Consider the following 19,393-nt stretch of genomic DNA (forward strand, 5'->3'; position numbering starts at 1 on the left):
CCGGAGGTTATTCCGGGAGATTCTGGCGAAATGATTCAAACCGAGGGATTCGGCTTGGTTTGGGAATCCGTGCTGTCGGGGAATGCCAGCAGCTCGAGAAGTGAGGTGGCCGCCTAGGGAAGCACAATCACCTGGGCGCCGAAGACCAGTCCGGCTCCGAATCCGATCTGCAGGGCCAGCCCGCCGCTCAGTTCAGGGTTTTCCTGCAGCAATCGGTGGGTGGCCAGGGGGATGGAGGCTGCCGAGGTGTTGCCTGCTTCGGCGATATCCCGGGCGACCTTGACGGTCTCCGGAAGCTTGAGCTTCTTGGCCATCTCATCGATGATCCGCATGTTGGCTTGGTGCGGGATGAAGGCCGCGAGGTCCTCGGCCTGGATACCGGCGGCGTCGAGCGCCTGCTGGGCCACCTTGGCCATTTCCCAGACCGCCCAGCGGAACACCGTCTGGCCGTCCTGGCGCAGCGTGGGCCACAGGGCCGCTTCGGTCACGGCGGCCTCGCCCTCGCTGAGGGCGGGGTCGCGCTTGCCTGCCGCGGCGAAGTCGCGGATGTCCAGCATCGAGTGGGTCATGCCGATGGCGTCCCACTTGCTGCCGTCCGAGCCCCAGACCGACGGGCCGATGCCCGGGGTGTCGGACGGGCCGATGACGACGGCGCCGGCGCCGTCGCCGAGCAGGAAGGAGATGGTGCGCTCGGTGTTGTCGATGACGTCGGAGAGCTTCTCCGCGCCGACCACGAGCACGTACTTGGCCGCGCCCGAGCGGACCAGGGCGTCGGCCTGGGCGATGCCGTAGCAGTAGCCCGCGCAGGCCGCGGAGATATCGAACGCCGGTGCCGGGGTGGCTCCGAGGCGGTCGGCCAGGCTGGCGGCGGCCGAGGGGGTCGCGTACGGGTGCGTCACGGTGGAGACGATGACGGCGCCGAGCTCGGAGGCGTCGATGCCGGCCTTCTGCAGGGCCTCGCGGGCGGCGCCTTCGGCCATGTCGATCACGCTGACGTCGGCGGGGGCCCGGTGGCGGGTGATGATGCCGGTACGCTGTCGGATCCACTCATCGGAGGAGTCGATCCACTGGCAGACGTCCTCGTTGGTGACGATCACGCTGGGCCGGTAGGCGCCGACGCCCATCACCCGGGTGTTTTCCTGCAGGGGAGCCTGCTTCAAAGTAGGAGCGCTCATTCCCCTCCCTCCAGTTCTGCGAATAGGGCCAAGGCGGCGGAAAGGTCATCCGGGGTCTTGACGGTGACGGTCTTCACGCCGGGCATGCCGCGCTTGGCCAAGCCGGCCAGCGTCCCGGCCGGAGCCAGTTCGATCACGCCGGTCACGCCGCGGTGCACGAGGGTCTCCATGCAGCGGTCCCAGCGGACCGGACGCGACACCTGGGCGATCAGGCTGTCGACGGCGGCGCCGCCGTCGGTGACCTCGGCGCCGTCGAAGTTGGAAAGCAGGGGGACCTGCGGGTTCCGCGGGTGCAGCGTGGGCCGGAGGGCCTGCAGCGCGGCGACGGCGGGGGACATGTGCGAGGTGTGGAACGCCCCGGCGACCTTCAGCGGGATCACGCGCGCCTTGGCCGGCGGATTCTCGGCGAGGGCCTTGAGCTGCTCCAGCGTGCCGGCGGCGACGGTCTGGCCGGCGCCGTTGACGTTGGCCGGCGTGAGGCCGCAGGCCTCGATCGCGGCCAGCACCTCGGCGGGGTCACCGCCGACGACGGCGCTCATGCCGGTGGGGGTGGCCGCGGCCGCCGCGGCCATGCCGTTGGCGCGTTCGCGGACGAAGGTCATGGCCTCGGTGTCGGTCAGGACGCCGGCCAGGGCCGCGGCGGTGATCTCGCCGACGGAGTGGCCGGCCAGGATGACGGGCAGGGTGCCGAGTTCGACGTCGAAGAGGGACTTGGCGGTCACCAGGCCCGCGGCGACAATCAGGGGCTGCGCGACGGCAGTGTCCTTGATGGTTTCCTCGTCGGAGGTGGTTCCGTGGGCGGTGAGGTCGATGCCTGCGATTTCGCTAAGGGAGGCCAGCTGGCCTGCGACGGAAGGCAGTTCCAGCCAAGGGGCTAGAAAACCAGGGGTCTGGGAGCCCTGTCCAGGGCAAACGATTGCAAGCACGTATCCAGCTTTCCAAATTGCCGCGTGATTCATCGGTACTCTCATGCACCAAGCTCACTGGGTCAGTTTGTAGGAAGTCTACAACGGGTCAGGAGTTGTTACGGGCCGGCTGGCGCTCCGCGGCGGGCCTTGGCGGGGTCGAAAGCCTGCCCACCACCAGCGCCGCCTGGAGCACAAAAGCCTCCCGGGGGATCAGCGGATCCCAGCCGGTGACGTCGCAGACGCGCTTGAGCCGGTACCGGACGGTATTGGCGTGGACGAAGAGTTCGCGGGCCGTCGCCTCAAGCGAATGGCCGAGTTCGAGGTAGGTCCCGAGGGTCTCCACAAGGCCGTTGGACGCGGCGAGCAGGGGCCGGTAGATGTTCTTGACCAGGGAGCGCCGGGCGGCGTCGTCGCCGGAGATCACCCGCTCCGGAAGGAGGTCGTCGGCGGCGACGGGCCGAGGCGCGGAGGGCCAGGCCCGGGCCGCGGTCAGGCCCGCGAAGGCGGACTGGGCGGAGCTGCTGGCTTCCAGCAGCGAGCCGGCCTCGGCCCCGTAGACCACCGGTCCGGGAGCGAAGAGTTCGCTAAGTTTCTGGCAGGCCGTTTCGCGGTCCTGCACGCCGCCGAGGATCAGGATCAGCCGGTCGCCCTGGATGCCGACGAGGGCGTCCTCGGCGAAGCGGCCGGCGGTGCGGCGGAGTTCGCTGACGTAGCTGGCACTCGGTTCCGACGGGGAATTTCCCACCATGACGGTGAAGCGTTCCTGGGCTTTCCAGCCCAGCGCGGCGATCCGGGAGCGCAGCGCGTCCGTGTTTTCGCCGCGCAGGATGGCGTCGACAATGAGTGCCTCCAGCCGGGTGTCCCAGGAGCCGCGGGTCTCTGCGGCGCGGGCATAGACATCCGCCGCGGCGAAGGCGACCTCGCGTGAATAGCGCAGCACGGCTTCGCGCAGCGCGGCCTGGTCGGCCTCCGGCGCGATGATCGGCACCTGTTCCTCGACCACCTCGACAACGATCCGGATCAGCTGCAGCGCCTTCTGCAGGCTGATCGATCGGGTAAGTTCGGTCGGCGCGGTGCCGAAGACATCGGAGAGAATCCACGAAGGGGAGCTGGGCCGCTCGAACCAGGTGACGAACGCGGCGATGCCGTTCTGCGCGACCATGCCCAGTGCGGACCGCTCGTCGGAGTTCAGCCGGCTGTACCAGGGCAGCGAGGCTTCCAGCTGGCGCAGGGTCGTGGTGGACAGCTGGCCCACGCTGGACCGGAGCTTTTTCAGCGTCTCGGCCTTCTCCGGGGTGAGGGCCCGCACGGACGGCTTGCGTTTTGCGGGGGTGGTGGTGGGCTCTGCCATGCAACGAGCATACGGCGCCAGCCGTCCAAGCTCCATTTGTGCAAAGGCTACAAGTGGCTTTGCGCTGCATCACAGTGGTTAACGCCCGACGGCGGCCCCCACCTGGTGGGAACCGCCGACGGGCGCTGTTCGAGTGGCGCTGTTCGACTCGCCCTAGGAGTCGCCGCCCGCGTTGCCGGTGGTGCCGGCATTGACGTTGAGCAGGCGGTACTTCTCGATGGCCTGGGCCGGGGCCTGGGCGTCGACCTCGCCGCGGCGGGCCAGCATCTGCAGCGAACGGACCACGATCGAGTGGATGTCGTTCTTGAAGAAGCGGCGCGCTGCGGCGCGGGTGTCGGAGAAGCCGAAGCCGTCGGCGCCGAGCGAGGCGAACTCGTTCGGGATGAACTGCCGGATCTGGTCCGGAACAGCCTTCATGTAGTCCGAGACCGCCACGATCGGTCCGGTGGCTCCCGCGAGCTGTTCGGTGACGAACGGGACGCGTGCCGGCTGGCCCGGTTTGAGGAAGGCTTCTTCCTCAGCGGCCATGGCATCACGGCGCAGTTCGGTCCAGGACGTCACGGACCAGACATCAGCGGAAACGCCCCAGTCCTCGGCAAGGAGCCGCTGTGCCTCGAGGGCCCACGGCACGGACACGCCGGAGGCGAGGATCTGCGTGCGCGGGCCGTCGATCTTGGCCGGTGCCAGCAGGTAGATGCCCTTGATGATGCCCTCGGTGTCGAGCTCCGCCGGCGCCGGCGGCTGGACGATCGGCTCGTTGTAGACCGTGATGTAGTACATCACGTTCCGCGACGGGTCGTTGTCAGCAATTTCTTTCCCGGCTTCGCCCGGGCCGTACATCCGGTTGAGTCCGTCGCGCATGATGACGCCGATCTCGTAACCGTAGGCCGGGTCGTAGGTGACAACGGCCGGGTTGGTCGAGGCAAGGATCGGGGAGTGGCCGTCAGCGTGCTGCAGGCCTTCGCCGGTCAGAGTGGTCCGTCCGGCGGTGGCGCCGATGATGAACCCGCGGGTCATCTGGTCGGCGGCGGCCCAGAACGAGTCGCCGGTGCGCTGGAAACCGAACATCGAGTAGAAGACGTAAATCGGGATCAGCGGCTCGCCGTGCGTGGCGTAGGAAGTGCCCGCGGCGGTGAAGGCGGCAACCGAACCGGCCTCGTTGATGCCGGCGTGCACGATCTGGCCGGCGATGGATTCCTTGTAGGCGAGGACCAGGTCGCGGTCCACGGACAGGTAGTTCTGGCCGTTGGGGTTGTAGATCTTCGCCGTCGGGAAGAACGCGTCCATGCCGAAGGTGCGTGCCTCATCGGGGATGATCGGCACAATCCGGGTGCCGAATTCCTTGTCCCGCATCAGGTCCTTGAGCAGCCGGACGAACGCCATGGTGGTGGCGGCCTGCTGCTTGCCGGACCCGCGGTTGGCGACCTCGTACGCCTTGTCGCCCGGCAGGGTGACGTCGGTGTGCTTGGAGCGGCGTTCCGGGACGAACCCGCCGAGGGCGCGGCGGCGATCCATCAGGTACTGGATTTCCGGGGCGTCGGCGCCGGGGTGGTAGTACGGCGGCTGGTAGGGGTCGGCTTCGAGCTGCTCGTCCGTGATCGGGATGCGCAGGTGGTCGCGGAAAGCCTTCAAGTCGGCCAGCGTGAGCTTCTTCATCTGGTGGGTCGCGTTGCGGCCCTCGAAGTGGGTGCCCAGGCCGTAGCCCTTGACCGTGTGGGCCAGGATGACCGTCGGCTTGCCCTTGAACTCCGTGGCGGCCTTGTACGCGGCGTAGACCTTGTTGTAGTCGTGGCCGCCGCGCTTGAGGTTCCAGATTTCCTGGTCGGTCATGTCCGCGACCATGTCCTTGGTCTGCGGGGTCTTGCCGAAGAAGTGCTCGCGTACGAACCCGCCGGATTCGGCCTTGTACGTCTGGTAGTCCCCGTCGACCGTCTCGTTCATGATCTTCACGAGAGAGCCGTCTTCGTCCTTGGCGAGCAGGTTGTCCCACTCGCGGCCCCAGACGACCTTGATGACGTTCCAGCCGGCGCCGCGGAAGAACGCCTCGAGTTCCTGCATAATCTTGCCGTTGCCGCGGACCGGGCCGTCGAGGCGCTGCAGGTTGCAGTTGATGACGAAGTTGAGGTTGTCCAGCTTGTCGTTCGCGGCGAGCTGGAGCAGGCCGCGGGATTCCGGCTCATCCATTTCGCCGTCGCCTAGGAACGCCCAGACCTGCTGGTCGGAGGTGTCCTTGATGCCGCGGTTGTGCAGGTAGCGGTTCGACTGCGCCTGGTAGATGGCGTTCATCGGGCCGATGCCCATCGACACGGTGGGGAATTCCCAGAACTCCGGCATGAGGCGCGGGTGCGGGTAGCTGGAAAGCGCGTGGCCCTCCTTGGACTTCTCCTGGCGGAAGCCGTCCAGGTCTTCCTCGGTCAGCCGGCCTTCCATGAAGGCGCGGGCGTACATGCCGGGGGAGGCGTGGCCCTGGAAGAAGATCTGGTCTCCGCCGCCGGGGTGGTCCTTGCCGCGGAAGAAGTGGTTGAAGCCGACCTCGTAGAGGGTCGCCGCGCCGGCGTAGGTAGAGATGTGCCCGCCGACGCCGATTTCGGGGCGCTGGGAGCGGTGCACCATAACGGCGGCGTTCCAGCGCAGCCAGGCGCGGTACTTGCGTTCGATCTCCTCATCGCCGGGGAACGGGGCTTCCTGGTCCACCGGGATGGTGTTGACGTAGTCCGTGGTGGTCACCATCGGCACGCCCACGCTCTGTGCGCCAGCCCGCTGGAGCAGGCTCCGCATGATGTACTGGGCACGCTCGGTGCCCTGTTCCTGAATCAGTGTGTCCAGGGACTCCAGCCATTCGGCGGTCTCTTCCGGATCACGATCAGGCAGCTGGTTAGTCAACCCGCTGAGGATATGGGAGGTATCTTCTCCTGCAGCCACGTCCAACCTCTCTTTGAGCGCATTCACCGGCACCCTCAGCTCCGGCAGGGTAACTGCCTGGCGTGAACGCGACGTGTGCGACATATCGGTAACAACAGCCCGGTCCTGTACGCCGGGCTAGGTCCAATCACAACCATGCCTGCTGGTAAAAGCGGGCAGTCACCCGCGCAGGCATGGTCGTCATCAGCCACTCTAGCCGTGTGCGTCCGCCGATGCGTAGCTGTCCCATGGGGCCGCCGTCGTATTTCACGGGCATACTGGTTCTGTGACGTGGAGCCTCCCCAAGGCCCCCGGAACGGCCGGTGTGACGCAGAATATGGCGGATCGCGGCCCCCGCAGCTTGAAGCAAAGGCCCAAAGGGTGTTGGCTTGTAGTAATGGAAATCACTAGCACCACTGGACTCACCAGGCAGTATCCGTGTACTTATAACCAGCAAACGAACAAACAGCATAGGAGCAACACGTGAGCGAGGCCGACGCCGCCACTTCGGTGAATGTGGCGGAAAAATTGGGTTTCAAAAACGGAGACCTGATTCAGGAATTCGGTTATGACGACGACGTCGACTTCGACTTGCGTGACGACATCGAGGACCTCACCGGTTCGGAACTCGTCGACGAGGACGACCACGAAGTCGTGGACGCCGTGATCCTCTGGTGGCGGTCCGACGACGGCGATCTCGTTGACACGCTGGTTGGCTCGCGGACCACCCTCACCGAGGGTGGCGTGGTCTGGGTGCTGACGCCCAAGTCAGGCCGGGTGGGCTACGTCTCGCCGGCGGACATCCAGGACGCAGCCCCTACCGCAGGGCTGCACTACACCACCTCGGCCGGCGTCTCCAAGGACTGGAGCGCCACCCGCCTGGTCACGCGGAAGAACAAGTGACCCAACCCGCCCCCGTAACGTCGGCTCCAGCCACGGCCGTGACAGCCGTGCCGGCTGTGGGCGTGCCCGCCCCTGACTTTGAGCTGGTAAACCAGTTCGGCGAACCGGTTCGGCTTTCCGAACTGCGCGGACGCGCGGTGGTCCTGGTGTTCTTTCCCTTTGCCTTCTCCGGCATCTGCACGGGCGAACTCTGTGAAATCAGGGACAACCTTGCGCTCTTCGAAGACGCCGACGCCGTCGTGCTCGGCCTGTCGGTGGACAGCAAGTTTGCCCAGCGCGCCTACGCGGAGCGGGAAGGCTACACCTTCGACCTGCTCGCGGACTTCTGGCCGCACGGCGCCGTGGCGGAGCAGTACGGCGTCTTTGACCCGGAGAGCGGCATGGCCAAGCGCGGGACGTTCATCATCGACGCCGACGGCATTGTGCGCTACGTCGTGGTGAACCCGCGCGGTCAGGCCCGGGACTTCGCCGAGTACCGGAAGGCCCTGGCAGGACTGACCGGGAACTGACGGCGGGGACAGGCACGATGAGGCAGCGGCGGCCGGGGGTCGGCATGACTGGTTTCGCCAGCCTGCCGCCGGTTTCCGCCACCGAGCCCGCGCGCAGCGAACTGGAGGTCCTGAAGGAAATCCATGGCGTCCTCGCGGGACAGCGGTTCGCGCTGCTCACCGGCGCGGGCTTGAGCACGGACTCCGGCATCCCGGACTACCGGGGTCCCGGGGCGGCTCCCCGGGCGCCGATGACCTACCAGGAGTTCATTGGTGCCGCCGAGAACCGCCGCCGCTACTGGGCGCGGAACCACATTGGCTGGTCGCATCTGCGCCGGGCCGACCCCAACGCCGGCCACGCCGCGGCCGCCCGGCTGGAACACCGCGGGCTCCTCACCGGCCTGATCACGCAGAATGTGGACCGGCTGCATGAGGACGCCGGCAGTGTCAACGTGGTGGACCTGCACGGCCGCTTCGACCGGGTGGCCTGCCTGGGCTGCCAGCGACGCTATAGCCGTTCGTTGCTGGCCGGCGTGCTGGAGGAACTCAACCCCGGCTTCCTCGCCGAGGCCCTCGCCGCCGGGGTCGTGGAGATGGCGCCCGACGCCGACGCCACCGTGGAGGACGCGGAGCTGATCGCCGGGTTTGTGGTGGCCAACTGCCCGGCGTGCGGCGGGACGCTGAAACCGGACTTCGTCTACTTCGGCGAGAACGTCCCCAAGGACCGGGTGGAACGCTCGTACGCCATGGTGGACGGGGCCGGTGCGCTGCTGGTGGCTGGCTCGTCCCTGACCGTCATGAGCGGGCTGCGGTTCGTCCGGCACGCGGCCAAGCAGGGCAAGGCTGTGGTGATCGTCAACCGTGGCCAGACCCGCGGCGATGACCTGGCCACCATCAAGCTGGAAGCCGGCGTCAGCGAGGCCTTGACGTGGCTGGCGGAGGAACTTCCGGCCCTCTGATGCCGGCCGCCGCGGGCGCGCCGCCGATTGGCGTTTCCCGGGCCAGTTCCGGTAGAGTCATTGTTCGTTGGTTGACGCATAGAAGTGTGGAAACAGCGCCTTGGGTCTTTAGCTCAGCTGGTAGAGCGCCACGTTTACACCGTGGATGTCATCGGTTCGATCCCGGTAGGACCCACCAGGAAAACCCCGTCGCAGCAGGCCAGTAGGCCGGCCTCGGCGGGGTTTTCTGCGTCGCACTGGCCTCGGTCCCCGTCGCAGCCAAAATGTCGGTGCCCACCCGTACGGTCACTGGTATGGAACATGTGATTGTGAAATCCGGCCCCGACGGTCGCCCCCAGGCGGTGGTCCGCGGCGGCCGCGAATGGCTGGTGGGCGCCGAGCCGGTGCGCTGGTTCGAACGGGTGAGCTGGTGGGAGGCCGAGCGCCGGATGCCGAAAGGCCTGAGCCGGGTCGATGTCGAGGTGTGGCAGGTCCAGGCGAGGCTCGGCCGGAACGGCGGCTCGACGCTGACCACGATGGAAATCATCCGGGACGGCCTTGGCGGGGGCTGGAGGCTCCGGGAGGCAGTGGCGGACGCCGCCTGACCGGCGACGCCGGGCCCAAAAATGGAAGGGCCTGCAGGCAATGGGAAAGCCTTCTGGCAATGGAAAAGCCTTCCACCGCGACTATTGGGGGATGCCGCGGTGGAAGGCTTGTAAAAAATATACCGTGGATGCGGCCAAATGTGAAACGCGTAGCGGTTGAATTGCGCCACAGAACTGACTGATTCCGGCGACATCCTGCACTGCTCGTCCCGCTCTGCCGGTCCCGCTCTGACGGTCCGGGCCTAACGAGGCTGGACCGGGACGAACACGCGCGGTTGGTCCCGCCAGCTCGGCTCCATATCCGCGATAGTTTCGCGCATGATCTTGTCCGAGGCCTCGCGGGCGGCCGGCCCGTCGCCGGCCGCGATCGCCTCGGCCACGTCCACATGCCACTGCAGCGCGGAGGTCCGCGGGTGGTCCGGCATCAGGCCGTGTACGGTTCGGCCGGTCAAGGTCTCGGCCACCTGGCCCACCATGTTGGCGAACATCTCGTTGCCGGAGCCGGTCAACAGCAGGGAGTGGAAGCGGATGTCCAGATCCAGGAACCGGGGCACGTCGCCGGCCACGCCGGCCTCGCGCATCGCGTGCGAAATCTCTACCAGTTCGCTGCGCAACTCGTCCGGGGCGTTGATGGCAGCCAGTTCGGCGGCAACCGGTTCGACGGCGGTGCGCAGCTCCGCCAGTGAACGCAGTTGGGCGCCGCGTCCCTCGCCGGCCAGGCGCCAGCGGATCACGAGCGGATCGAACGGGTTCCAGCGGCTGGCCGGAAGCACCCGGATGCCGACGCGTTTGATGGTCTCGACCAGGCCCAGGGACTGAAGCACACGTACGGCCTCGCGGACCACCGAACGGGAGACCTTCAATTCGTCCTCGAGGTGCTCGGCCAACATGACGTGTCCGGCGGGAAGTTCGCCGGCGACAATCCGGGCCCCCAGATGCTCGATGGCGCGGTGATGGAGGCTGGTTGACATAAACGTAAGCATAGTGGCGCGGGCCTCATTGCCGGCGGCCGCAAGCACTGTGGCCGCGGAAAAACATAGACTATTTGTGACGCGCCGTATACCGCCCCGTGGGCACTGCTTTCATGCGGTCCGCGGAAATACATATGATTTATTGACAGCCACTGGTCCTAGGAAGCGTGTTCCGCAGCATGTGCGGGACGAACTGCACTCGATGCACAGAATGAATTGGAGTTTTGATGTCAGCACACATCGGTGTCACCGGCCTCGCGGTGATGGGGGCCAACCTGGCCCGGAACCTGGCCCGTAACGGCTTCACCGTTGCCCTGCACAACCGGTCCGTGGAGAAGACCGACGCGCTCCTGGAAAAGCACGGCCAGGACGGCGACTTCGTCCGCACCGAAACGCTGCAGGAACTCGTTGACTCGCTGGAAAAGCCGCGCCGCGTGCTGATCATGGTCAAGGCCGGCAAGCCGGTTGACTCCGTGATCGAGCAGCTCGAGCCGCTGCTGGAACCCGGCGACATCATCATTGACGCCGGCAACTCGCACTACGAGGACACCCGCCGCCGCGAAGCCGCCCTCGCGAAGAACGACCTCCACTTTGTCGGCATCGGCGTCTCCGGCGGCGAGGAAGGCGCGCTCAACGGGCCCTCGATCATGCCCGGCGGCTCCAAGGAGTCCTACGAGGCCCTCGGCCCGCTGCTGGAGAAGATCGCCGCCCACGTCGACGGCCGGCCCTGCTGCGCCTGGATCGGCACCGACGGCGCCGGCCACTTCGTCAAGATGGTGCACAACGGCATCGAATACGCCGACATGCAGGTCATCGGCGAGGCATTCGACTTGCTGCGTTCCGGCGCCGGCATCGAACCGGCAGAGCAGGCCAAAATCTTCGAAGAATGGAACAAGGGCGAACTTGCCTCCTTCCTGATCGAAATCTCCGCCGAGGTCCTCGGCCACGTCGACGCCAAGACCGGCAAGCCGTTCGTCGACGTCGTCGTCGACGCCGCCGGACAGAAGGGGACCGGCCGCTGGACGGTCATCTCCGCGCTCGAGCTGGGCTCCCCGGTCTCGGGCATCGCCGAATCGGTCTTCGCCCGCGCCTTGTCCTCGCAGGCGGAACAGCGCAAGCTGGCCCAGGAACTGCTCGCCGGCGGCGAGGCCGCCGTCGAGGTCCCCGGGACCTTTGTCGAGGACGTCCGGCAGGCGCTGTACGCCTCCAAGCTGGTCTCCTACGCCCAGGGGCTGGACATGCTCACCTCTGCCGCCAAGGAATACGGCTGGGACCTCAAGCTGGACGAGATCGCCTCGCTGTGGCGCGGCGGCTGCATCATCCGCGCCGAGCTGCTCAAGGAAATCACCAAGGCCTACGCCGCGGCGGAGAAGCCGGCCAACCTGCTGTTCGCGCCGGCATTCACAAAGGCGATCGCCGAGGTCCTCCCGGCCTGGCGCCGCGTGGTGGCCACCGCCGTGCAGCTAGGCATCCCGGTACCGGTGTTCTCCTCCTCGCTGGCCTACTACGACGGCCTGCGCCGTAAGCGCCTTCCGGCCGCCGTGATCCAGGGCCAGCGTGACCTCTTCGGTGCGCACACCTACGGCCGCGTCGACACCGACGGCACCTTCCACACCCTGTGGGGCGAGGACAAGTCCGAGATCGCGGCAGTGGACACGCACTAGTCCACACGGTTTCCGGCCCGGCGGCCGGCGCTCCCCGCTGCTGCGGGGGCGCCGGCCGCCGGCGTTTCCGGCCGCACCGCCCGGCTGTCACCCGAACTCCGTCCATCGTCCTTCGGAGACCACCTCGACGGAGCCGTCGACAACGCTGATGGCAGTCTGTTCGTCAATAGCGTAAGCCGGGGCGCCGATTTCGTCCGGCGCGGACGGCCATCCGACGAAGTACGCGCCGATCCGGGGCGTCATCACCATGCTGCCGGCGCTCACTCCCACCAACACCGTCTCGGGCAACGAAAATAGCAGCTCGGCCAGCCCTGACTCGCGCATTCAGTGGTTCAGGTAGCTCGCGTCGCCGCCGTCGACCAGAAGGACGTGGGCATCTCGGACCCACGGGACCCGTCGTTCTGCGCCGATGGACGGCCGCGCGGTTAGCTCGACGGTACGAGCGACGCGCAGCCGAGGCCCGAGAGGCGCGACGTGGACTCGGCGGATACGAGGCGGCGCACCGAGGCAGGTCCGCACATCGGGTGACCCCACTGGGCGGTGGATATGCTTGAAGAGCGGAGCCGGGGCGCCGCAGGTTCCTTAGATCCGGTATTCGATCAGGTACTCGGCCGGGTCGACGGCAGGTTTGGTCTCGCGCTGGGCGTCGCGGTGCCGCCAGGTGGCCGGCACGCCGGTCAGGATGGACTCGGCCGGTGCGTCTTTGACCACGACGGCGTTGGCGCCGATGGCGCTGTCCCGGCCGATCGTGATGGGGCCCAGGACCTTGGCGCCGGCGCCGATGACGACGCGGTCCTCGATGGTGGGGTGCCGCTTGATTTTGGCAAGCGAGCGGCCGCCGAGGGTGACGCCGTGGTAGATCATCACGTCCTCGCCGATCTCGGCGGTCTCGCCGATGACGACCCCCATGCCGTGGTCGATGAAGAAGCGGCGTCCGATGGTGGCGCCCGGGTGGATCTCAATGCCGGTCAGGAAGCGGGCCAGCTGGGAGATCAGCCGCGCCGGGAAGCGCAGCGAGGGGTTCTGCCACAGCCGGTGCGTCAGGCGGTGGGCCCAAATCGCATGCAGGCCGGAGTAGGCAAAGAAGTTTTCGAAAGAACCCCGCGCCGCCGGGTCGTGGGACCGGGCGGCGTCGAGGTCTTCCTTCAGTCTTGCGAAGAAGCTCACAAAGACCTTTCTACGAAATCTTGGTCAAGGCTGGAATCAGCCGCGAATGTCGTCGTACAGCACGGTGGAGATGTAGCGCTCCCCGAAGTCGCAGACAACGGCAACAATCAGCTTACCGGCGTTCTCCGGACGCTTGGCTAGCTCGAGGGCAGCCCAGACGATCGCGCCGGAGGAGATGCCGCCAAGGATGCCTTCCTTGACGCCGAGGTCCCGTGCCACGCGGACCGAGTCCTCCAAGGTGGCGTCGAGGACCTCGTCGTAAACGTTGGTGTCCAGGATTTCCGGGACGAAGTTGGCGCCCAGGCCCTGGATCTTGTGCGGACCGGCTGCGCCGCCGTTGAGGATGGCGGAGTCCTTGGGCTCGACGGCGACGATCTGCACGCCCGGCTTGCGCTCCTTGAGCACCTGTCCGACGCCGGTGACGGTTCCGCCGGTGCCGACGCCGGCGACGAAAATGTCCACCTTGCCGTCCGTGTCCGACCAGATTTCCTCGGCCGTGGTCCGGCGGTGGACCTCGGGGTTGGCCTCGTTGGCGAACTGCTGGGCCCAGATGGAGTTCTCCGTGTTGGCGACGATCTCCTGGGCCTTCTCCACGGCTCCGCGCATGCCCTCCGAACCGGGGGTCAGCACGATTTCGGCACCGTAGGCACGGAGCATGACGCGGCGTTCCGTGGACATGGTCTCCGGCATGGTGAGGATGACCTTGTAGCCGCGGGCGGCACCGACCATGGCCAGGGCGATGCCGGTGTTGCCCGAGGTGCCCTCGACGATGGTTCCGCCGGGCTTCAGCGCGCCGGACTTCTCCGCGGCGTCGATGATGGCGACACCGATCCGGTCCTTGACGCTGTTGGCCGGGTTGTAGAACTCCAGCTTGACTGCCACCGTGGCGTCAAGGCCTTCGCTCAGCCGGTTGAGGCGGACCAGCGGGGTGCCGCCGACCAGCTGGGTAACATCGTCATAGATCCGTGCCATGGGTATATGTGCCTATCTGTGAAGAGGGAATTCTAAGGTCAGCCTAACGATGGCGCTTTGGCCCTAGCTAAGCATTAAGCCATGCAGAGTAATATTTCCTGGCCTTCGCCAGCTTCGGGTTGATGATGACCTGGCAGTAGCCCTGCTCGGGATATTTCGCGTAATAGTCCTGGTGGAAATCCTCGGCCACGTGGAAGCGGGGCAGCCGGCTCACCTCGGTGACGATCGGGTCCGCCCACAGCTCCTGGTTCCGTTCAATCGCCTCCTCGAACAGGATCTTTTCCTCGGTGGTCTCGTAGAACATCGACGAACGGTACTGGGTGCCGACGTCGTAGCCCTGCCGGTTGAGCGTCGTGGGATCGTGCAGTGCGAAGAACATGTCGAGGATGACCTCGGCCGGGATCACGTCCTCGTCGAAAGTCACCGCCACCACCTCGGCGTGCCCGGTGGTTCCGGAGCAGACGGAGTAGTAATCGGGGTTGTGGTCATGGCCCCCGGTGTAGCCGGAAATGACCGAGCTGACACCCTTGGTCTTCTGGTAAACGGCGTCGAGGCACCAGAAGCAGCCCCCGCCGAGCACGAAAGTTCTCATGTCCTGTTCAATGGACGGGACGCCAGGATCATTCCCGAACGCGGCGCTTCGGGAGAATTCCACGAGCATTCTGCGGGCTTCGGGTCAGCACGCGGGACGTGTCCGGGGCTATCGGCAGGGCGGCCGGCCCGGTCGATAGGGTAAAAATGAGGGTATGGAACCTGAGAACACCGACGTTTCAGCGCAGCCCGCCGAAGCGCAGCCCGCCGAAGCGCAGCCCGCCGAAGCCGCAAGTACCGGCGAGGCCGCCACGCTGGGCATGATCCAGCTGGCCGTCGAGGAGCTCTGGCCCGAATCGCTGGCGGAGGACTGGGACGAGGTGGGTCTCGTGGCCGGACACCCCTCCGCAGAGGTGAGCCGGATTCTCTTCGCCGTGGACCCCACCCTCGAAGTCATTGAGGAAGCCGTCGCCTGGGGTGCCGAACTGCTCATCACTCACCACCCGCTGCTGCTGAAGGGCGTCACCTCGGTGGCGGCCAACACCCCCAAGGGCAAGGCCGTGCACCGGCTGATTGAGTCCGGGACCGCCCTGCTGACCGTCCACACCAACGGCGACTCCGCGGTCGGGGGCGTCTCCGATGTGCTGGCCGACGCGCTGGGGCTGCAGGACGTGGTGCCGCTGACTCCGGCCGCAAACGGCCTGCCCGAAGAGGGGATCGGCCGGGTCGGCGACCTTGCCGAGGTCCAGACGCTGGGGGACTTCGCCGCACGGGTCTTTGGCATCCTGCCCTCCGTCGCAGGCGGCGTCCGTGTCTCCGGCGACCGGGACGGACTTGTCCGCCGGGTGGCCTTGTGCGGCGGCGCCGGCGATTCGCTGCTCAATGAGGTCCGGGCGAGCAATGCCGACGTCTACCTGACTGCGGACCTGCGCCACCATCCGGCGTCGGAGGCCCGCGAGGCCGCCGTCAACGACAGGCCCTACCTGATCGACGTCTCGCACTTCGCCAGCGAGTGGCTTTGGCTGCCGGCGGCCGCCGACGCCCTAGGGAACGTGCTGACCGACCAGGGCCACGACATCGAGATCCGGGTCAGCACCACTAACAGCGACCCGTGGGACTTCATTCTGACTCCGGGCTAAGCCCTGGCGTGCGAGGGGCCCGGGGTGAGTGTAGCGAGGCCGGGGAGCACGCTGGGCGCTAGAGTCTAGGGAGCGCCGGTACGGTGCCCGGCTCCGGCCGGCAAGTGAACAAGCGGAGGAAATAGTGGCCAAGGCAGCACCGGCGGAACAGTTGAAGTTGCTCGAATTGCAGGGACTCGACGCCAGGATCAAGTCCCTGTCCAACCGCCGGCGCAGCCTCGAAAGCGACTCCAGGATCACCGACCTTGAGGCCGCCCTCAGCGTGGCTAACGGCGAGCTCGGGGCCGCGAAGGTGGCAGTGCACGACGCCGAACTCGAGCTCAAGCGCGCCGAGGCCGACGTCGAACAGGTCGCCTCCCGGATCGAGCGCGACGAGGCCAAACTCAACAGCGGCACCGGCCTGTCCAAGGACCTGGTGGCCCTCCAGCGTGACATCGCGTCCCTGAACAAGCGCCGTTCGGATCTGGAGGACGTCGAACTCGAGGTCCTGGAACGGCTGGACGCGCTGCGCCTGCGCCAGGCCACGCAGCAGCAGATCGTTGATGACATCCAGGGCTCCTTCGGCGCCATCCGCGCTGAACTGGACGAGCAGCTGGCCGAAGTGGGCGCCGAGCTGACCGTGGTGCGCGGCCAGCGCGCAGAATTCGCCGACGGACTGGATGCGGGAATGCTCGCCGTCTACGAGAAGACACTCGCCAAACGGGGCGTGGGCGCGGCCCGGCTCTTCCATGGCACGTCCGAAGGTTCCGGCATGCAACTGAGCCCCGGCGACCTCGCCGAGATCAAGGCCGCCGCCGAGGACGACATCGTGTTTTGCCCCGACTCCGGCTGCATCCTTGTCCGCTCCGCCGAGTGGGCCTAACCCCAACTGAGTCGCACTTGTTGTCGTTTGAACCCTCAATACGACAACTAATGCGAGCTAGTTGGGCAGGATGAGGTTGAGGGTGTGCGGCTTCCGGGCCGTGCCCTCGATGAGCTCCGCTGACCACTTCTCGGCAGCGGCCTGCTTCAGCTGCGCCGGCGTCTGCGGGGCTTTGCCGCGGCGGCTGAGTAGGTGCCGCGCCAGCTCCCCGCGGGTGTGTTTGGCGAAGTGGCTGACCACCTTGCGCACGCCGTTGACCTCGCTGAAGACGTTGACGGCCACAGTCTGTTCCGGCGGGGGAGCCCAGGCCGCGGCGTAGGTGCTGGAGCGGCAATCGACCAGCAATTCCCCAGCCGTCGTGGCGGCGAGGGCGTCCGTCAGCTGCGGCTTCCAGAAGGAGGCCAGCCGCCCGACGTCGGGCAGTGCCGTGCCCATCGAGAGCCGGTACGCGGGCACCCGGTCCGCGAAACGGATGGCGCCCCAGAGCGCGGAAATCACCAGCACGGACTCGTCCGCCTTCTTCCGCTGGACGGGCGTCAGCGATCGGTAGCCCAGGGCGTCGTACAGCACTCCGGAGTACACCCGGTGGGCGGGGGCGGCGGGCTCGGCATGCAGCCGCGTGTTGCGTTCGACGTCGGCGGTCAGCGAGGCGCCGACGCCCAGCAGGGTCAAAGCGTCCTCATGGGCGCTGACGGTGCCGAGTGCCTCGAGCACCTTCGCGCGGTAGCTGTTCAGCCCGGGAAAGCTGAGCGAGGCCGGGTCGACGGCGTCGCCGCGGGTTGCAGGGGTCTTGCCTTCGGAGGGCGGCAGCAGAATCAGCACCGTACGATCCTACCGGCGGCGGACTAGGCGAGTTGGCGGCCGAGGAAGGACAACAGGGTGGGCAGGATGAGCCGCCAGTAGGTCTCCTCGTGGCCGCCGGGCTGGTAGCCGCCCTCGACATGGCCGGGCAGGCCGGCGACGTAGTCCTTGACCGAGGGCAGGAGGGCATCGTCGGTGCCGCAGTCGATCCGTTTCGGCAGGTCTTTGAGCCGGGACCGCAACGCGAAGACGTCATTGGCCTCGAAGTCCTCGGGGCTGTCGAACGCCCCCTCCAGCCCGTCGTCGTAGTCGCTCCACACCGCCGGGCTCATGGCGGCCACGGCCCTCAACCCGGGGATTTTGCCCTGCGAAGCGAGCAGCAGGGCGCCGAAGCCGCCCATGGAGAGGCCGAAGAGCCCGAATCTGCCGAGGTCAAGGCCCTGCCCGGCGAGGAACGGAATGAACTCCTCCAGCAGCATGGACTGGGTATCCGTGCCGTCGGTGCGCGGATGCCACCAGGAGTCGCCGCCGTCCACGGACGCGATCGCGAAGGGCGTTCCGCCGTCCACAAGGTAGCGCTGCAGCACCGCCTGGATGCCGAGGTCGTCGAAGAGGAAACGGTTATCGCTCCCGGTGCCGTGCAGGAAGAGCGCGACGGGCATTTTGGCTTGGTCGTAGCCGGCGACGACGGGTGTGGCCAGTGACCACCCGGTAGGGGTGTCGGGGCGGAATTTCGTGGTGAAGCTGCCGGAGGTGACGTCAACCCGTGGGGAGGGGGTTCCCGGGACGGCCGCGGTGGACGACGTCGACGGTGCGGTGCCGCCCGGTTTGCCGGTTCCGGCGTCCGGTCCCGCAGCGCTACCCTCGGGGATTCGCGCCGCGGGGGCGCAGGCCGCCAGCGTGGCGGCGCCCACGAAGCCGGCTCCGAGTTCCAGCATCCGCCGGCGGCCAAGCAGCGGCTTATCCATCCCTTGATCTTAGGCGGGAAAGCCAAGCCGTGGCCACGCGATTCCTCGGCGCCCTGCGGGCCGCGGGTCAGCGCCGGTGGCCGGTGTTGTGCAGGCCCAGAAGCCCGACGGCAAGGAGCAGCAGTTCCCTGGGGTCAGGCTACCTTCGACGGCGCAGCCTGGATAGCGGGAGGTGCGGTGGCCGCCGCCACAGTGGCCGCCGCAGCAGCCGCCTGGGCCGCCTGGTTCTCGCGTGCCAGGAATGCCGACAGTTCGCCGATGGTGCTCATCAGCGGAGCCGGGAATACGACGGTGGAGTTCTTGTCAACGGCGATCTCCACGAGGGACTGCAGGTTCCGCAGCTGCAGGGCCAGCGGGTGCGCCATCATGGTGTCGGACGCCTCGCCCAGCGCGGTGGCCGCAATGGATTCGCCCTCGGCGGCGATGATCTTGGCCCGCTTCTCCCGCTCGGCCTCGGCCTGCCGGGCCATGGCGCGCTTCATGCTCTCGGGCAGCTGGATGTCCTTGAGCTCCACGAGGGTCACCTCGACGCCCCACTCCAGCGTGAGGGCGTCGAGGATTTCGCGGATGTCGCTGTTGATGTGTTCCGTCTCGGAGAGGGTCTGGTCCAGGCTGTGCCGCCCGACGACCTTCCGCAGCGTGGTCTGGGCGATCTGGTTGATCGCCGCGGCCACGTTCTCGATCGCCACGACCGACTTCACGGCGTCGATCACCCGGTAATACGCCACTGCGGAGATGTCCACGCTGACGTTGTCCTGGGTGATGATGCCCTGCGACTGGATCGGCATGGTCACGATCCGTAGGCTGACAAGCTGCAAACGGTCGATCACCGGGATGATGAAGCGCAGGCCCGGCATCCGGACCCCGATGACCCTACCCAGCCGGAACAGCACACCCTGTTCGTATTGGCGCACAATCCGGACCGACATCCGGGCCACGATGAGCAGCAGGGCAATGACGAGCAACCAAACGACGACGGCGGTGATGTCCATCCGAATCGCATCCTAGCGTGGGGGGTAGCTGTTTCCATTCTCCCACTGGCGGGGCCA

Annotated in this window: 19 protein-coding genes and 1 tRNA gene; 8 read left to right on the top strand and 12 right to left on the bottom strand. The window is 67.1% G+C overall.

Annotated features, from left to right (window positions below):
* Nucleotides 1-113: 113 nt before the first annotated feature.
* The 4 genes from ACZ5Z0_RS16005 to aceE all read right to left on the bottom strand — a co-directional run bounded on the left by ACZ5Z0_RS16005 (nt 114) and on the right by aceE (nt 6,356).
* Entirely contained in the window at nt 114-1,175 is a 1,062-nt protein-coding gene (locus ACZ5Z0_RS16005) for a beta-ketoacyl-ACP synthase III (RefSeq protein WP_464109263.1), read from the bottom strand.
* Nucleotides 1,172-2,101 carry an ACP S-malonyltransferase gene (locus ACZ5Z0_RS16010; protein WP_464109264.1) on the bottom strand — a complete coding sequence of 310 codons (930 nt, stop codon included), beginning with the start codon at nt 2,099-2,101 and terminating at the stop codon, nt 1,172-1,174. The genes ACZ5Z0_RS16005 and ACZ5Z0_RS16010 overlap by 4 nt, the downstream gene beginning before the upstream one ends.
* An 88-nt stretch (nt 2,102-2,189) precedes the next feature.
* A complete protein-coding gene (locus ACZ5Z0_RS16015) occupies nt 2,190-3,434 on the bottom strand; it encodes a PucR family transcriptional regulator (RefSeq protein ID WP_464109265.1) in 1,245 nt (414 codons plus the stop codon).
* A 153-nt stretch (nt 3,435-3,587) separates the two neighbouring features.
* Nucleotides 3,588-6,356 (bottom strand): pyruvate dehydrogenase (acetyl-transferring), homodimeric type, encoded by a 2,769-nt coding sequence (gene aceE, locus ACZ5Z0_RS16020; RefSeq protein WP_464109266.1) that lies wholly within the window; start codon nt 6,354-6,356, stop codon nt 3,588-3,590.
* A 462-nt stretch (nt 6,357-6,818) separates the two neighbouring features.
* Between aceE and ACZ5Z0_RS16025 the strand changes: the two genes are divergently transcribed.
* The 5 genes from ACZ5Z0_RS16025 to ACZ5Z0_RS16045 all read left to right on the top strand — a co-directional run bounded on the left by ACZ5Z0_RS16025 (nt 6,819) and on the right by ACZ5Z0_RS16045 (nt 9,269).
* Entirely contained in the window at nt 6,819-7,238 is a 420-nt protein-coding gene (locus ACZ5Z0_RS16025) for a DUF3052 domain-containing protein (protein ID WP_138769038.1), read from the top strand.
* Nucleotides 7,235-7,747: a peroxiredoxin gene (locus tag ACZ5Z0_RS16030; protein WP_464109267.1), complete on the top strand. Its 513-nt coding sequence runs from the start codon at nt 7,235-7,237 to the stop codon at nt 7,745-7,747. Before ACZ5Z0_RS16025 ends, ACZ5Z0_RS16030 begins: the two co-directional genes overlap by 4 nt.
* A gap of 17 nt (nt 7,748-7,764) precedes the next feature.
* Complete coding sequence (locus ACZ5Z0_RS16035) at nt 7,765-8,685, top strand: NAD-dependent protein deacetylase (RefSeq protein ID WP_464109268.1); 921 nt, start codon at nt 7,765-7,767, stop codon at nt 8,683-8,685.
* 102 nt (nt 8,686-8,787) lie between these two features.
* A tRNA-Val gene (locus ACZ5Z0_RS16040) sits at nt 8,788-8,863 on the top strand.
* A 115-nt stretch (nt 8,864-8,978) separates the two neighbouring features.
* The gene (locus ACZ5Z0_RS16045) at nt 8,979-9,269 is read left to right on the top strand and encodes a hypothetical protein (RefSeq protein ID WP_464109269.1); all 291 of its coding nucleotides are present in this window, start codon (nt 8,979-8,981) and stop codon (nt 9,267-9,269) included.
* Nucleotides 9,270-9,511: 242 nt separating this feature from the next.
* Here ACZ5Z0_RS16045 and ACZ5Z0_RS16050 read toward each other — a convergent pair whose 3' ends face one another.
* Entirely contained in the window at nt 9,512-10,240 is a 729-nt protein-coding gene (locus tag ACZ5Z0_RS16050) for a FadR/GntR family transcriptional regulator (protein WP_464109270.1), read from the bottom strand.
* A gap of 227 nt (nt 10,241-10,467) precedes the next feature.
* Between ACZ5Z0_RS16050 and gndA the strand changes: the two genes are divergently transcribed.
* Complete coding sequence (gndA, locus tag ACZ5Z0_RS16055) at nt 10,468-11,904, top strand: NADP-dependent phosphogluconate dehydrogenase (RefSeq protein WP_464109271.1); 1,437 nt, start codon at nt 10,468-10,470, stop codon at nt 11,902-11,904.
* A gap of 87 nt (nt 11,905-11,991) precedes the next feature.
* Here the strand turns inward: gndA and ACZ5Z0_RS16060 are convergent, their stop codons facing one another.
* From ACZ5Z0_RS16060 to msrA, 4 genes are all read right to left on the bottom strand, one after another.
* Entirely contained in the window at nt 11,992-12,228 is a 237-nt protein-coding gene (locus ACZ5Z0_RS16060; RefSeq protein ID WP_464109272.1) for a hypothetical protein, read from the bottom strand.
* Between the two features lie 258 nt (nt 12,229-12,486).
* The gene (epsC, locus tag ACZ5Z0_RS16065) at nt 12,487-13,071 is read right to left on the bottom strand and encodes a serine O-acetyltransferase EpsC (RefSeq protein ID WP_138769044.1); all 585 of its coding nucleotides are present in this window, start codon (nt 13,069-13,071) and stop codon (nt 12,487-12,489) included.
* Nucleotides 13,072-13,107: 36 nt separating this feature from the next.
* Nucleotides 13,108-14,043: a cysteine synthase A gene (gene cysK, locus ACZ5Z0_RS16070; protein ID WP_464109273.1), complete on the bottom strand. Its 936-nt coding sequence runs from the start codon at nt 14,041-14,043 to the stop codon at nt 13,108-13,110.
* Nucleotides 14,044-14,110: 67 nt separating this feature from the next.
* Complete coding sequence (gene msrA / locus ACZ5Z0_RS16075; RefSeq protein ID WP_138769046.1) at nt 14,111-14,635, bottom strand: peptide-methionine (S)-S-oxide reductase MsrA; 525 nt, start codon at nt 14,633-14,635, stop codon at nt 14,111-14,113.
* A gap of 154 nt (nt 14,636-14,789) precedes the next feature.
* On the opposite strand from msrA, the gene ACZ5Z0_RS16080 reads away from it, so the two are divergent.
* A complete protein-coding gene (locus ACZ5Z0_RS16080; RefSeq protein ID WP_464109274.1) occupies nt 14,790-15,713 on the top strand; it encodes a Nif3-like dinuclear metal center hexameric protein in 924 nt (307 codons plus the stop codon).
* 124 nt (nt 15,714-15,837) lie between these two features.
* Nucleotides 15,838-16,575 (top strand): zinc ribbon domain-containing protein, encoded by a 738-nt coding sequence (locus tag ACZ5Z0_RS16085; protein WP_138769048.1) that lies wholly within the window; start codon nt 15,838-15,840, stop codon nt 16,573-16,575.
* A gap of 57 nt (nt 16,576-16,632) precedes the next feature.
* Here ACZ5Z0_RS16085 and ACZ5Z0_RS16090 read toward each other — a convergent pair whose 3' ends face one another.
* The 3 genes from ACZ5Z0_RS16090 to ACZ5Z0_RS16100 all read right to left on the bottom strand — a co-directional run bounded on the left by ACZ5Z0_RS16090 (nt 16,633) and on the right by ACZ5Z0_RS16100 (nt 19,336).
* On the bottom strand, nt 16,633-17,397 hold the full coding sequence (locus tag ACZ5Z0_RS16090) for a YaaA family protein (protein ID WP_464109275.1): 765 nt from the start codon (nt 17,395-17,397) through the stop codon (nt 16,633-16,635).
* Between the two features lie 23 nt (nt 17,398-17,420).
* Entirely contained in the window at nt 17,421-18,344 is a 924-nt protein-coding gene (locus tag ACZ5Z0_RS16095) for an alpha/beta hydrolase (RefSeq protein WP_464109276.1), read from the bottom strand.
* 134 nt (nt 18,345-18,478) lie between these two features.
* A complete protein-coding gene (locus ACZ5Z0_RS16100; RefSeq protein WP_464109277.1) occupies nt 18,479-19,336 on the bottom strand; it encodes a slipin family protein in 858 nt (285 codons plus the stop codon).
* Nucleotides 19,337-19,393 lie beyond the last annotated feature (57 nt).

It is taken from the genome of Arthrobacter sp. T2-23 (assembly GCF_055398325.1).